General features: G+C 70.4%; 16 protein-coding genes. 2 read left to right on the top strand and 14 right to left on the bottom strand.

Annotated features, from left to right (window positions below; translation table 11 throughout):
* Positions 1 to 234: 234 nt before the first annotated feature.
* Positions 235 to 1,197, bottom strand: coding sequence for an alpha/beta fold hydrolase (locus FB390_RS15205; protein WP_141809531.1), 963 nt, complete (start codon positions 1,195 to 1,197; stop codon positions 235 to 237).
* Positions 1,198 to 1,365: 168 nt separating this feature from the next.
* Between FB390_RS15205 and FB390_RS15200 the strand changes: the two genes are divergently transcribed.
* Entirely contained in the window at positions 1,366 to 2,004 is a 639-nt protein-coding gene (locus tag FB390_RS15200; protein WP_141809530.1) for a TetR/AcrR family transcriptional regulator, read from the top strand.
* A 61-nt stretch (positions 2,005 to 2,065) separates the two neighbouring features.
* On the opposite strand, the gene FB390_RS15195 is transcribed toward FB390_RS15200, so the two are convergent.
* Entirely contained in the window at positions 2,066 to 2,368 is a 303-nt protein-coding gene (locus tag FB390_RS15195; RefSeq protein WP_141809529.1) for a GAF domain-containing protein, read from the bottom strand.
* 233 nt (positions 2,369 to 2,601) lie between these two features.
* Between FB390_RS15195 and FB390_RS15190 the strand changes: the two genes are divergently transcribed.
* Positions 2,602 to 3,324 (top strand): GAF and ANTAR domain-containing protein, encoded by a 723-nt coding sequence (locus FB390_RS15190; RefSeq protein WP_185757040.1) that lies wholly within the window; start codon positions 2,602 to 2,604, stop codon positions 3,322 to 3,324.
* Positions 3,325 to 3,346: 22 nt separating this feature from the next.
* Here the strand turns inward: FB390_RS15190 and FB390_RS15185 are convergent, their stop codons facing one another.
* The 12 genes from FB390_RS15185 to FB390_RS15140 all read right to left on the bottom strand — a co-directional run bounded on the left by FB390_RS15185 (position 3,347) and on the right by FB390_RS15140 (position 13,263).
* Entirely contained in the window at positions 3,347 to 4,045 is a 699-nt protein-coding gene (locus tag FB390_RS15185; RefSeq protein WP_185757039.1) for a GAF and ANTAR domain-containing protein, read from the bottom strand.
* Between the two features lie 71 nt (positions 4,046 to 4,116).
* Positions 4,117 to 4,293, bottom strand: coding sequence for a hypothetical protein (locus FB390_RS33530; protein ID WP_185757278.1), 177 nt, complete (start codon positions 4,291 to 4,293; stop codon positions 4,117 to 4,119).
* A 61-nt stretch (positions 4,294 to 4,354) separates the two neighbouring features.
* Positions 4,355 to 6,256, bottom strand: a complete 1,902-nt coding sequence (locus FB390_RS15180; RefSeq protein ID WP_141809526.1) for an alkyl/aryl-sulfatase — start codon at positions 6,254 to 6,256, stop codon at positions 4,355 to 4,357.
* 45 nt (positions 6,257 to 6,301) lie between these two features.
* Positions 6,302 to 6,616 (bottom strand): DUF202 domain-containing protein, encoded by a 315-nt coding sequence (locus FB390_RS15175; RefSeq protein ID WP_141809525.1) that lies wholly within the window; start codon positions 6,614 to 6,616, stop codon positions 6,302 to 6,304.
* Positions 6,613 to 6,978 carry a YidH family protein gene (locus FB390_RS15170; RefSeq protein WP_141809524.1) on the bottom strand — a complete coding sequence of 122 codons (366 nt, stop codon included), beginning with the start codon at positions 6,976 to 6,978 and terminating at the stop codon, positions 6,613 to 6,615. Before FB390_RS15170 ends, FB390_RS15175 begins: the two co-directional genes overlap by 4 nt.
* 230 nt (positions 6,979 to 7,208) lie before the next feature.
* Positions 7,209 to 7,361: a hypothetical protein gene (locus FB390_RS33525; protein ID WP_185757038.1), complete on the bottom strand. Its 153-nt coding sequence runs from the start codon at positions 7,359 to 7,361 to the stop codon at positions 7,209 to 7,211.
* Between the two features lie 75 nt (positions 7,362 to 7,436).
* Positions 7,437 to 8,360, bottom strand: a complete 924-nt coding sequence (locus FB390_RS15165) for a tyrosine recombinase XerC (RefSeq protein ID WP_185757037.1) — start codon at positions 8,358 to 8,360, stop codon at positions 7,437 to 7,439.
* Positions 8,361 to 8,543: 183 nt separating this feature from the next.
* The gene (gene dprA, locus FB390_RS15160) at positions 8,544 to 9,674 is read right to left on the bottom strand and encodes a DNA-processing protein DprA (protein ID WP_246124033.1); all 1,131 of its coding nucleotides are present in this window, start codon (positions 9,672 to 9,674) and stop codon (positions 8,544 to 8,546) included.
* Positions 9,675 to 9,987: 313 nt separating this feature from the next.
* Positions 9,988 to 11,496: a YifB family Mg chelatase-like AAA ATPase gene (locus tag FB390_RS15155; RefSeq protein ID WP_141809522.1), complete on the bottom strand. Its 1,509-nt coding sequence runs from the start codon at positions 11,494 to 11,496 to the stop codon at positions 9,988 to 9,990.
* Positions 11,496 to 11,852, bottom strand: coding sequence for a YraN family protein (locus tag FB390_RS15150; RefSeq protein ID WP_141809521.1), 357 nt, complete (start codon positions 11,850 to 11,852; stop codon positions 11,496 to 11,498). Before FB390_RS15150 ends, FB390_RS15155 begins: the two co-directional genes overlap by 1 nt.
* 226 nt (positions 11,853 to 12,078) lie before the next feature.
* Positions 12,079 to 12,384 carry a DUF2469 domain-containing protein gene (locus FB390_RS15145; protein ID WP_011210678.1) on the bottom strand — a complete coding sequence of 102 codons (306 nt, stop codon included), beginning with the start codon at positions 12,382 to 12,384 and terminating at the stop codon, positions 12,079 to 12,081.
* Between the two features lie 123 nt (positions 12,385 to 12,507).
* Positions 12,508 to 13,263: a ribonuclease HII gene (locus FB390_RS15140; protein WP_141809520.1), complete on the bottom strand. Its 756-nt coding sequence runs from the start codon at positions 13,261 to 13,263 to the stop codon at positions 12,508 to 12,510.
* Positions 13,264 to 13,318 lie beyond the last annotated feature (55 nt).

Raw genomic sequence — 13,318 nt, 5'->3', positions numbered from 1 at the left:
TTGGAGTCGTGTTCCAGTCCCTGATCCGGACCGCTACCGGCATGGCAGCTCGAACCGACACCCCGTTCGGCAGAGATGCCCCCTCAGACCGCGACCGAGAGGGCCAGAGCCAGCTGCCCGCGACTTCCTGCCCGGCCACGATAGCCAGGCCACCGCTCGTCACCACCGAAAACTGAAATCGCTGGCGGTCATCTTGCCGCCGAGGGCGCGGCTACCGCCTAGGGATTCGCGAGATTATCTGCGGACGTCCGAGGCAGTCCACCGGTTCCGGTACGGGGCCAGGAACGCGGTCAGCGCCGCCAGCATCGCCCCGGGGGCTTCCTCGGCGGGATAGTGGCCGCACTCGGGCAGGACGAGGCTGTCCACGTCGTCGGCGGCGAGTGTCATCGTTTCGCCGACCGAGGCGCCCAGGTTCTGCGCTCCCCCGATCGCCAGGACAGGCAGGGTCAGCCGCCGGGTCTTGCGGTCCTGGTTCTGCGCGATGGTCGTATCGAGTGCGCGGTAGAACTCGAAGCTGCCTCGCAGCGCCGCGGGGTCGGTCGCGAGGGTGTCGATGTAGTGCTGGACGGCGTAGGCGGGCAGCGGTCTGGCGGATTTTGTGGCGAACTGGTGGCCGAAGAAGAGGTGTTCGCGTCCGCTGATCAGCTGCTCGTTGAGATTGGCGTGGCGGTTGAAGGCGAAATGCCAGAGGCGGTCGTTGGCCTGCTGGCTGCCGAACAGCGGCGGTGAGGGCGACAGTCCTGGGATCGCGGCTTCGGCGACGGCGAGGCGGTCGAGCCTGGTTGGGTGATCGGCTGCCAGGGCATAGCCGGTCCACATCCCGATGTCGTGGCCGACCATGGCGAAGTGCTCATGCCCGAGCGCGTCCATCAGCGCCACCATGTCGCGGGCGAGCGTGCCGGTGTCGTACCCGCCGCGGGGCTTGTCGGACAGCCCGACACCGCGCGGATCGACCGCGACGACCTGGAAGTCGCGGGCCAGCGCAGGCATCAGCAGCCGCCAGGCATACCAGGTCTGGGGCCAGCCGGCCAGCAGCAGCAACGCCGGGCCTTCACCGCCGGTGACCGCGTGCAGGTGTAGTTCGCCGATGTCGACATAGCGGCTGGTGAAGGTGTCGGTGAATCCGGTCGGAAGGTTGGGCACTTGTGAGACGGATCCGGGGCCATCGGGGGTGGGCAGTCCTGGCGACAGAGTCATGATCATCCTTGGTTGCGGGGCTGGACAGGGGTTCATGAGATGGCCGAGGCGGCGGTTGCGGTGGTCACGCTAACCATCTTGGATCGATCAGTCAAAGATAGTTGGACTGTTCGATCCAAGATGGGGGTAGGCTCATATCGCACGTCACACACGACAGGAGGGTGCGGTATGTCGGGCCGCAAGCAGTTCGATGTCGATGCGGCCCTGGACCGGGCCATGCGAGTCTTCTGGCAGCTCGGGTACGCCGACGCCTCACTCGATGCTCTCGGTTCGGCCACCGGTCTGGGCCGCGGTTCGCTCTACGGCACCTTCGGCACCAAGGAAGTGCTGTTCCGCCGATGCCTGGACCACTATTCCTCGATCTACGGCGCGCAGTACGAGCACGCGCTCTGCGCGCACCCCCATGATCCGGTGCGGGCGGTGCAAGCATTCTTCGACGTCACGCTGGACCGTATCGCCGATCCTTCGGTCCCCGGGGGGTGTCTGATCGCCCAGTCCGCCGCACAGTCCCCGACGCTGACACAGGACAGCGGCATGCAGGTGCGCGGGCTGCTCGAGACGCAGCGCCGGCGGATCCGCACCGCGCTGACGCACACTCAGGCCGACACCGCAACCCTCGACGAGCTGGCGACCTATGTCGTCGCGGTCAACCAGTCGCTCGCGGTCCTGAGCCGTGCCGGCGCACCGGTGGCCGAGCTGCGCGTCGTGGCCCGGCTGGCCGCCACCACGGTGGCGCACACCCTCGCCACGGCAGCGACCCCCGACGTCGCCGAGACCGGGTTCCCCCCGGGCACGCCGGGGCAATAGACCAGGCCGAGGTCGTCGTCATCGGCCCAGCCATGACGCCGGCGGTGAGCCGGAAAGATCTTCACGCGGAATGGTGCTCGCGAACGTCGGCGACGGCGACCGGTTCGCCGTGGCGCAGCGCGTCCAGCGCGGGTCCGCGCTCGCTGCTGCGCTGGCTGAGGGCGACGTCCGCCAGCGCGGCCGGCGTCGCCGTGACGACGCCGGAGTATCCGTCGGCGACGAGCAGCACCGCGCAGCCCGCCAGATCGAGCGCGTCGGTGGCGCTGTCGATCACCCGGTGCAGCGGTTCGACGAGATCGCCCGGTTCGGGCAGCAGCCCGACGAGCCCGGACAAGGCTGTGACAAGCAGCTCGCTGTCAGACATACCGAACCACCCCTGTACCGGCGAACCCCGCGCGCCCGCCTCGGAGATACCGCACCGCATCTGCCAACCCTCCATGGTATGGACGGTCGGCGACACGCCGAAACACTCGGCCGCCATGGCGATTCGACGCATGACGCCGCAAGTGCGGTCGACACGAACGCTATTCGGGTGCAAACATGAAAGGCGAGGCTCCACTTCCGCTCGACTCATTGCGATCACTCAGGGAGACCCCCATGGGAGCGCACGCGCCGCTGCTGGACGTGCTTGTGCGGTCGGTCGGCACACTGGCGAGCGATTTCGATGTCGTGGAGCTATCGCAGCAATTGGTCGACGCGTGTGCCGAACTGACGGGCGGCGCCGAGGCCGGTTTGTTCCTCGGCGACCATCGCGGCGAGCTGCGGGTGCTCGCGGCCACCGACGAGCGAGCGCGCTGGCTTGTCGAAACCGTCGACGGACCGACCAGGCAGGCCTACCGCACCAGCAGCCCCGCGATCGTGGACGACCTCGCCGCCGCCACCCTGGTCTGGCCCGAATTCGCCAGGCACGCACTGGAACACGGCTACCGCTCGACCTACGCCCTGCCGCTGCGGCTGCGCGCCGACAACATCGGCGCCCTGACCATCTTCGGCGCCGCGCCGGGAGCGCTGGACCGGGCCGCCGTGCGGTCGGGACAGATCCTCGCCGACCTCGCGGCCATCGGCATCGCGCAGCACGTGCTGCGACCGAGGATCGAGCCGATGCAGGCCAGACTGCCGGTGGCGTTGCAGGACCGGGTGGTCGTCGAGCAGGCCAAAGGGGTGCTCGCCGAGCGCGGCGACCTCGATATGACCGAGGCGTTCGGCCGCCTGCGCGCGCACGCGCGACGGTGCGGGCTACGGCTCGCCGAACTGGCGGGCGCCATCGTGGCGGGCAGCGTCGATGCGGCGGTCGTGCTGGCCACGCCCGCCGAGCGCTAGGCCTGGGCGTAGCGGTGGTGGTTCAGCGGGCTTCCTTGTCGAAACGGATGCGCCGCCGCAGCACGCGCTCGGCCGCCTCCGCCAGCGAGATGCCCTGGCGCACCGCGTAAGTCCGCAGCGTGGCGTACGCGTCCCTGGGGCAGACTCCGCGCTGGGCGATCACCATGCCCGCCGCCTGGTGGATCGACGCGCTCGTCAGCGGCCGGCGCAGCCACTCCCCCGCCTGCTCGGCGGCACCGGACCTGGCCGAGACCAGGTGGGCGGTGATGATGTCGGCGATGTGGAGTCCGGCGGACATCATCGACCTGTTCGGGCGACCGGGGCTGGCCCGGTACAGATCGAGCGCGCCGAACCGCACCGCGCCCGAGCGCAAGGGCATCGCGGTCATCGCGCCGGAAACCGGTTCCCGGGCCAGCGCGGCGGCGAAGCCCGGCCAGCGCCCGCAGTTCGCGGTCAGATCGACGACCGAGACCGGCACGCCGGTGGCCACCGCGTCCACCGCGGGCCCCTCGCCGACCGTCGCCTGCACCGTCTCGACCCGCGCCGCGACCTCGTCGCTGCTGCACCAGGGCTGCACGCCCACATCGCGTTCGTCGATCATGATGGCGGCCCGCTGCACCGGAAGCACCTGCACGGCGGCCTGGCACGCGGCCGAGATGTCGCCCCCGCCTCGGCGCAGCGCCGAGAGAAATCTCTCGGTGAGTAACTCGAACTCCGCCACGCCCATCCTATGAACCGCCTGGAATCGACCGGCAGCCGCCAGAATAGCGAACTTCGCTCGCGGCGTGGCGGCTACAGCAGGGCGGTCAGCGCCTCGCCGAGCGCAGCGGCCTCGGCGTTGTCGATGGCGGCGAGGGCCGAGCGCAGCGCCGCGGCCGCGTGGCGATCGCGCGCCTTCGTCGCGGCGGGCAACGCCGTGCGCAGTCGCTCGCGTAGCGGCCCGGACCTGTCGACGGTTTCGGTCGACATGGGCACCGACCGTACGCGGGCCCGGCTACGCCGGTCGAGGGGATTTCCGGCCCTCGGCGGCTCACGGTGTCACGATGGCGAAGTCCGGGTCCGGCTCGTCGAACACACCGACCAGGGCGGCGAGCTTGGTCGGATCGCCCTCGATGCCGATGTCGCCCGCGGCGGCGGCCACACCGAAGTCCTCGCCCTGCAACAGGACTCGGATCATGGTCGCCCTGGTGAGGGTGAACTCGGCGTCGGCGTCGGGCAGCGCGACGCCCTCCGGCCGGTCGTAGTGGGTCAGCCTGCCGTTGCGCAGTTCCAGCCGGTGCACGCGGCCCTCGTCGGTGAGGTCCCAGTCGGTGATCACGTGCATGTCCCATGCCTTGGGACCGTCCACGCGCAGCGCCATGGCGTCGAAGATCTGCTCGATGGTGAGCGCGCCGAGCATGGACTGCGAACTCGTCTTGGTCGGCGTGCCGAACGAGCCGTAGCGCAATTCGTACGCGCCGCTGAGGTAGAAGTTGCGCCACGTCGCGTTCTCGGCGCCGTAGCCGAGCTGCTCGTAGGCCGCGGCGAGCAGGTCCTTCGCCGCCTCGTTGCCGGGTTCGGCGAAGACCACGTAATCGACCACCTGCGCCACCCAGCGGTAGTCACCCTCGGCGTACGACTCGCGCGCCTTGCGCAGCACCTCCTCGGCGCCGCCCATGAATTCTACGTGGCGACGGGCGGATTCGACCGGCGGGTGCTCCCACAGGTGGGCCGGATTGCCGTCGAACCAGCCGAGGTAGCGCTGGTAGATCGCCTTGACGTTGTGGTTGACCGAGCCGTAGTACCCGCGCGCGTGCCAGGCGTTCTCGATCGCGGGGGGCAGCGTCAGCTGCTCGGCGATCTCGGCGCCGACGTAGCCCTGGTTCAACATGCGCAGCGTCTGGTCGTGCAGGTAACCGTATAAATCACGTTGCAGGGCAAGGTATTCCACCAGGCGTTCGGTGCCCCAGGTCGGCCAGTGGTGCGAGGCGAACACGACGTCGGACTCGCGCGCGAACAGATTGATGGCCTCGGTGAGGTACTTGGCCCACACATGCGGATCGCGCACCAGCGCGCCGCGCAGGGTCACGATGTTGTGCAGGGTGTGGGTGGCGTTCTCGGCCATGCAGAGGGCGCGGCGATCGGGGAAATAGAAGTTCATCTCGGCGGGCGCCTCGGTGCCCGGCGTGATCTGGAAGACGATCCGCACGCCGTCGACGGTCAGTTCCTGGCCGGTCTCGGTGATGTCCACCGTCGGCGCGATCAGGGTGACCGTGCCGATCGAGGTGGTCTGGCCGAGACCCGCACCCACCTGACCGAGCGGGCCCCTGGGCAGCACGGCGCCGTACATGTAGGCGGCGCGGCGCGCCATCGCGGTGCCCGCGTAGACGTTCTCCGACACCGCGTGCTCCAGGAACCCGGCGGGCGCGATGACCGGAATCCCGCTCGTCGCAGCGTCTTCCGGAGTGACCACCCCGTGAGCGCCGCCGAAGTGGTCGACGTGCGAGTGGGTGTAGATCAGCCCGGTGACCGGACGGTCGCCGCGATGCTCGCGATACAACCGCAGACCCGCGGCCGCGGTTTCGGCGGAGATCAGCGGATCGATCACGATGACACCCTGATCGCCTTCGACCAGCGTCATGTTCGACAGGTCCAAGCCGCGGATCTGGTAGATCCCCTCGGTCACCTCGAACAGTCCCTGCGCGGCGACCAGCCCGGACTGCCGCCACAGGCTGGGGTGGACGGAAGCGGGGCACGGCTCACGCAGGAAGCCGTAGGAATCGTTGTCCCACACCACGGATCCGTCGTCCTGGGTGACCACGCCGGGCTCGAGCGCGGCGAGGAAGCCGCGGTGGGCGTCGGCCAGGTCGGCATCATCGGCGAACGGCAGCATCGTCTCGGCGCGCTGCCGCGCGGCGACGATCACCTCGGTCGGCTCGGTCACGTCGGGCATCGTCCTCCTCCTTCTTCTCTGCCGAATCGTCTGTCCTGGAATGGATCACCTCGGTGGTTCGGTGAAACCCAATGCGATTGCGACGCCGCCGGCGAACAAGATCGCCAGCGCCGTCGCGGCGATGACGCCGTCGGGTCGGCCGCGGCGGCCGTGGCGCAACCACCGGCTGCGCAGATAGCCGGCGACCGCCACCGCGAACATCGTCAGCGCCGCGACGGCGGGGGCGATCGCGGCGTCACGCCAGCCGGAACCCAGCACGTGGTCGATGCACAGCGCGGCCACGACCATCGCGCTGATGGCCGTGCGCCGCCAGGCGAGCGCGGTCCGCTCGGCGGCCAGACCCACGTCCCTGGCGGTCATCGCAGCAGCACCGCGATACACGCCATGATCGACACGATGCCGATGCCCGCCGACAGGACCGGCACCAGCACCGTCTCCGGCAGCGGTTCCGCGCGGCGAATCGCGCGGCCGACCCGGCGCCAATGCAGGTAGCCGCCGAGCGCGACGACGACCGCGAGGACGATGCAGCTGAGCGCGAGTACCCGCCGCAGACCGGACATGTGGAACGGCTGGACCAGAGTGTGCACCGCGACACCGCCGGCGAGCAGGCCGAGAGAGGTGCGCATCCAGGCCAGAAAGGTCCGTTCGTTGGCGAGGGTGAAGCGGTAGTCGACGCCTTCCTCGCCGTCCTCCGATTCCGAGCCGACTTCCGGGAGCGTCACGCCGCCCCCTCGCCGACGGCCCTGGCGACGGGCACGGCCACGATCGAATCGCCCGGGCGGTCAAGGACGTCCGGGGTCACGCTTCCGCCGCCAGGGTGCACGGGCACCACTCCGTCTCTGGTCAGTTTCGTACCGCAAGCAAACGTTCCGCAACGTCAGCGTAGTGGCAGACCGAGCGGTCGTCCACGAGCCTCGCGGCAGCGCGCCACCCGCCGCGTCGCGCCCCGGAATCACACCGAAGCGGCGTCGTGGAAGGTCATCGCGAGCCGGTCCACGGTCGAGGTCAGCGGCGCGCGAGTGGGCAACTCCAGCGCGGCCAGTTCCGCGGCGCTGGGGTGGTCGCCGGGTGAACTCGCCGTCGACGGCAGCCGATGGATGAACACCCCCGCGGTGCCGCCGGACAGTGCCCGAAGGTCCGGCGCCCTCGGGTCGTCGCGGGCGCGACGCCGACCGGTGGCTCACGCGCGAGGGTGGGCCTGGTCGTGGACCTTCTTCAGACGTTCGATGGAGACGTGCGTGTAGAGCTGGGTGGTGGCCATGCTGGCGTGGCCGAGCACCTCCTGCACCACACGCAGGTCCGCGCCGCCCTCCAGCAGATGGGTGGCCGCGCTGTGGCGGAGGCCGTGCGGACCGATGTCCGGAGCGCCGGGGATCGCCGAGACGACCTCGTGCACCACGGTCCTGGCCTGCCGCTGGTCGAGCCGTCTGCCGCGCCTGCCGAGCAGCAGCGCGCGCCCCGATTCGGCGGTCGCGAGCGCGGGGCGGCCGTAGCGCAGCCACTCCCCCACCGCGCGGTCGGCGGGTGCGCCGAACGGCACCGAGCGCTCCTTGTTCCCCTTGCCGAGCACCCGGACCAGGTGCCGCTCCCGGTCCACGTCGTCGACGTCCAGACCGCAGAGTTCGCTCACCCGGATTCCGGTCGAATACAGCAGCTCGACGATCAGCCGGTCCCGCAGCGCCATCGGATCGTGCTGCGCCGCACCGGATTCCGCCGCGTCCATGGCCTCCACCGCCTGCTGCCTGCCCAGCACCGCGGGCAGCGTCCGGTGCGCCTTGGGCGAGCCGAGCCGCAGGCCGGGATCCACTTCCAGCCTGCCGGTCTTGGTGAGCCATCCGGTGAACGTGCGCGCCGAGGACGCACGCCGCGCCATCGTCGTGCGGGCCGCGCCGTTCGCCGACTGCGCGGCGAGCCACGACCGCAGCAGCGTCAGGTCCAGCTCCCGGACCGCCGAATCCGGGGAGCGGGCGTACAGGTGCGCCAGCAGCGACCGCGCATCGCCGAGGTAGGCGCGCACGGTGTGCGCCGAGCGGTTGCGGCCGAGCCGCAGGTGTCGGCCGTACTCCGTCAACAGCGCGTCCAGGTCCTCCGGCAACTCTTCCACCCCACCACCGTCGCCCGCTGCGCAGCCGTTGGCAAGAAACCGCGCCGGGCTGTACGTCTCGACGTGCCGTACGTCGCAGGGAGGACCGCGGATGACGAACGATGCCGAGTGTCGCCCTGACGACCGCCATGCACGTCGTCACTACGGGTCCGGCGGCAAATCGAGAACTTGGGCAGATCATCCCTAGCGTCCTCCTGACTTCCTGAGTGCCTTGCGGTGCCAACCGGTTTCGTCGAGGCCGACCAACCCCGCGATCTCGAGTGCGACCAAGGCGGCGCGGATCGCGGGTAGGGAGAGCGGGCAGTGGCCGGTCAGTTCGTGCGGCAGGCGGGAGCCGATGGCGGGGAGGGCGGCGAAGACGGCCGCCTCGTCCCCGGTGAGGTGCTCGGGGGTGTCCGGAACGGTGCCCGCGCTACCGGGCAGCGACAGGCGCAGCGGTCCCGCCTCGTCGATCACTTCCTCGGTGCGGGTGACGAGCAGGGCTTCGCCGTCACGGATCATCCGATGGCAGCCCGTCGAGGCCGCCGAGGTGACCGGTCCGGGGATCGCCAGGGCAGGGCGGCCCAATCGCCGCGCCCATTTCACGGTGTTGCGCGCGCCGCTGCGCAGACCCGCCTCGGTCACCAGCACACCGTCGGCAAACGCGGCGATCAGGCGGTTGCGGGCCAGGAAGTGGTGCTTCCTGGCAACGGTGCCCGGTGGGTACTCACTGACCACCAAGCCGACGTCCGCGATCTCGGCGAGCAGCCGCTCGTGCTGGGCCGGATACGGGCGGTCCACGCCGCACGCCAGCACCGCGATGGTCGGCCCGTCGACCGCCAGCGCCGCTCGGTGCGCCATCGCGTCGACACCGAAAGCCGCGCCGGACACGATCGTCCAGCCCTGGGCGGCCAGGTCCCCCGCGATCTCGCCGGTGACCCGATTGCCGTAGCCCGTGCTGCACCGCGATCCGACCACCGCCAACGCCCGCTCGCTCGACTCCAGTAGCGAGCGCGGCCCGCGCACCCAGAGCACCAGCGGGACCGCGCCGTCCGGATCCCGCCCCGCCTCGAGTTGGCTCAGCCCCAGCAGCCGCCACGCGGGCCACTCCGGGTCGTCGGGCGTCACCACCCGGCCACCGATCCGCTCGATGAGCTCCAAATCGTCCGCCGCCGAATCGATCTCGCGCCGCCGCCTGGTCGGTCCGCGCAGCGACTCCGGCAACTCGCACTCCCGCACCGCCCGCGCGGCCTCCACGACCCCGACCGACTCGATCAACGCGGACAACGCCGCACAGGGCCCTTCCACGACCCGCGAGAGGTACACCCAAGCCAACCTCCGCTCGTCCGCCTTCCCAGCACCGCTCGCCACCGCAACAGACGCTCGCCGACCACTCCCGCTTTCGGCGCAACCCGCGACATCGAGCTCCGCTCCACACTCGTTCTGCTCAGCTATCCGCACCGCTCGGCGCGCGCCGGTCATCGTGCGACCCCGCCGCGACCGTTGCCCTGCGAGCACATCGCCGCCGCACGGCCATGCCCCGTCGCCCGCCGTCGAGCCGACGCAGCCCTTTTTGCCCGGCGACCGCGCAGCACCTTCGTCAGCCGCCGCGACACCTCTGCACCGAAACCCTTGCCCCACCGCGCGTTCACTGCGCACCCCGCTGGCGGAAGTTCAGCGCCAACATGACGTCCTGCGCGCTGGGCACATCGGCCCCGCGCAGATCGCAGACCGTCCAGGCGACGCGGATGGCGCGGTCGGCGCCCCTTGCGGACATGCGTCCCATGCGCAACGCCGCCTCGACCGGGGCGACGGATTCGCGGGGCAGCCGGAAACGTTGGCGCAGTGCGTGTCCAGGGACCTCCGCGTTGGTGAGCCAGCCGTGCTCGCGCCAGCGGTGCAGCGCCGCCTTCCTGGCCGCCGCGACGCGCTCGCGAACCACAGCGCTGCTCTCGGCGGCGTCGGAGCTGAACGTCGCGCCCGACTGGCCGTGCATCTGCACCCAGATATCGATGCGGTCCATCAGCGGCCCGGATAGTTTGCCGAGGTAGCGGCGGCGAGCCAGGGGTGCGCAGATGCAGTCCACATCGCGGGCGGGCGCGCACGGGCAAGGGTTCGCGGCCAGGACCAGCTGGAAGCGGGCCGGGTAGCGCGCGACCCCGTCGCGGCGGGCGATGCGAACTTCGCCTTCCTCCAATGGAGTTCGCATCGCTTCGAGGACCTTGACGCCGATCTCGGCGCATTCGTCGAGGAAGAGCACGCCTCGGTGGGCGCGACTCACCGCGCCGGGACGCGCCGAGCCCGAGCCTCCGCCGATCATCGCCGTGACCGAGGTGGAGTGGTGCGGCGCTACGAACGGCGGCACGGTGATGAGCGGATGATCGCCGGACAACGCGCCCGCCACCGAGTGGATCGCCGTCACCTCCAGCGCCTCCGCCTCCGACAGCGGCGGCAGCAGACCGGGAAGACGTTGCGCCAGCATGGTTTTGCCGATGCCCGGCGGCCCGGTGAGCAACAGGTGGTGGCCGCCCGCCGCGGCCACCTCGAGCGCCCAGCGTGCCTCGTCCTGACCGACCACCTCGCTGAGATCGCCGTAGGACCGCGCCGCGTCGGGCAGTTCGCCACTCGGCTCCGGCAGCGCCCCCTCACCGCGCAGCCAGGCCACCACGGCACGCAGGCTCGGCGCGCCGAATACCTCGATGTCTTCCACCAGTCCCGCTTCCGCCATGGCGCATTCGGGCACCACCACCGTCGACCAGCCCGCGTTGCGCGCGGTGATCACCGCGGGCAGGATGCCGCGCACCCGGCGCACCCGCCCGTCCAGTGCGAGCTCGCCGAGCAGCACGGTCTTGGCCAGCCGCTCCGAGGGCACCGCGCCCGCCGCGTCCAGTACCGATACCGCCAGTGCCAGGTCGTAGACGCTGCCGATCTTGGGCAGGGTCGCCGGCGACAAGGCGAGGATCACGCGGCCGTCCGGCCACTTCTCCCCCGAATTGGCCACCGCCGAGCGGACCCGGTCGCGCGATTCGGAGAGCGCGGTGTCGGGCAGGCCGACCAAATGCACCGACGGCAGCCCCTGACCGATATCGGCCTCGATCTCGACCAACTGCCCGTCCACGCCGGCCACCGCGACGGAGTGGGCGCGCCCGAGCGCCATCAGAAGACCGCCTCGAGATGGTCGATCACCGGGTTGTGGCCGGGCTGGATCATAACCGAGATCACGTCGAAGCGGATCCGCCGCCACGGGCCGTCCTGTTCGGCAAGCCAGAGCAGTGCGAGCCGCCGGATGCGCTGCCGCTTGGTGAAGGTGACGGCCTCGGCGGGCGTGCCGAAGCCGAGTCCGCGGCGGGTCTTCACCTCGACGAACGCGGTGGTCTCGGAGTCACGCGCGACGAGATCGAGTTCGCCGTACCGGCAACGCCAGTTGCGCACGACGATCTCCATGCCCGCGTCCTGCAGGAACCGTGCCGCCAGCTCTTCCCCGTATGCGCCGAGCGCCTGTTTGTCTGCCACCCGACGATCGTGACCGCAGCGCGCCGCGGTCCGCTCGCGGTGACCTGGGGCGATGCCCGCCCTGTGGACTACGGCGCCGGTGTGGACAACACGCCGCCGCGGATTCCGAAGCGAACCAAGCTGTCAGGACGCCGTGGTAGTGGCGCTGCACGGACCGTGCAGCGCCGACCCGCGCACGGCCGAACGGAGGGGCCTCGCCCTCCGCCGGCGCATCCGCGGGGCGCGGTTACTCGGGAAGCCGCAGGTCCGGCTTCTCCAACTCCTCGATGTTGACGTCCTTGAAGGTGATGACCCGGACGTGCTTGACGAAGCGGGCGGGCCGGTACATATCCCACACCCACGCGTCGCTCATGCGTACCTCGAAGTACACCTCACCGTCGGCGTTCTGCGGACGCAGCTCCACGGAGTTGGCCAGGTAGAAGCGGCGCTCGGTCTCCACCACGTACGAGAACTGACCGACGATGTCCTTGTACTCGCGATACAGCGAGAGCTCCATCTCGGTTTCGTACTTCTCGAGGTCCTCGGCACTCATCGGGTGGGACGTCCTCCTTCTCGCGGCACTGCATCGTATCGGCGGCGTTCGCGTGGCCTGCGTGGTTACCTCGCGCTACCGCCTGCTGGCCTGACGCTCACACCGTCTGGTCGTCTCTCCACATCATCTCGCATGGGCGGCATCGGTAGCCACTCGGCTGTCCTCGAGTCCGTCGGCGAGCACCGCGTCGGCGTACTCGACGGCCGGGTCGAGCGGCCGCAACCCCGCCGTCTCGCGCACATTGCGCCACGATCGCCGGTGTTCGCTGCACGGACCGAGTTCGTTCAGCGCGGCGGTGTGTTCGGGCGTGTTGTAGCCCTTGTGCGCGGCGAAACCGTAGCCGGGGAATCGCTGATCCATCTCCACCATGATGCGATCGCGGGTCACCTTGGCGAGAATGCTGGCCGCCGCGATGCATGCCGCCGCAGCATCACCACCGACCACGGGCAGCGAAGGCACCGGAATACCAGGGACGCGGAACCCATCGGTCAACACATAGCCAGGAGTGTGCCCAAGGCCCGCGACAGCGCGGCGCATCCCTTCGATATTGGCCACGTGAATGCCGATCGAGTCGATCTCCCACGCCGGGATCACCACGACCTTCCAGGCCAGCGCCAGCCGCGTGATGACCGGATACAGCTCCTCGCGGGTGGCTTCGGTGAGCTTCTTGGAGTCGTCCAGGCCCGCGAGCTTGTCGTAGGCCTTCGGGGCCAGCAGGCAGGCCGCCACGACCAGCGGTCCGGCGCACGGGCCGCGACCGGCCTCGTCCACGCCCGCCACCGGGCCGAGCCCGCTGCGGATCAGCGCCGCCTCCAGCGTGCGCAAGCCGCCCGCTTTGCGCATCACCACGCGCGGCGGCCACCCGTTGCTTGCCGTCATTCGGTTACCCACTGCTCCGGCCTGCCCCACCGTCCAATTATCCTGCGGCCGCGCC

It is taken from the genome of Nocardia bhagyanarayanae (assembly GCF_006716565.1).
In the GTDB taxonomy this organism is placed as follows: domain Bacteria; phylum Actinomycetota; class Actinomycetes; order Mycobacteriales; family Mycobacteriaceae; genus Nocardia; species Nocardia bhagyanarayanae.
Note: the sequence above shows the minus strand (reverse complement) of the source record. Positions and strands in the feature narration are given on the sequence as shown.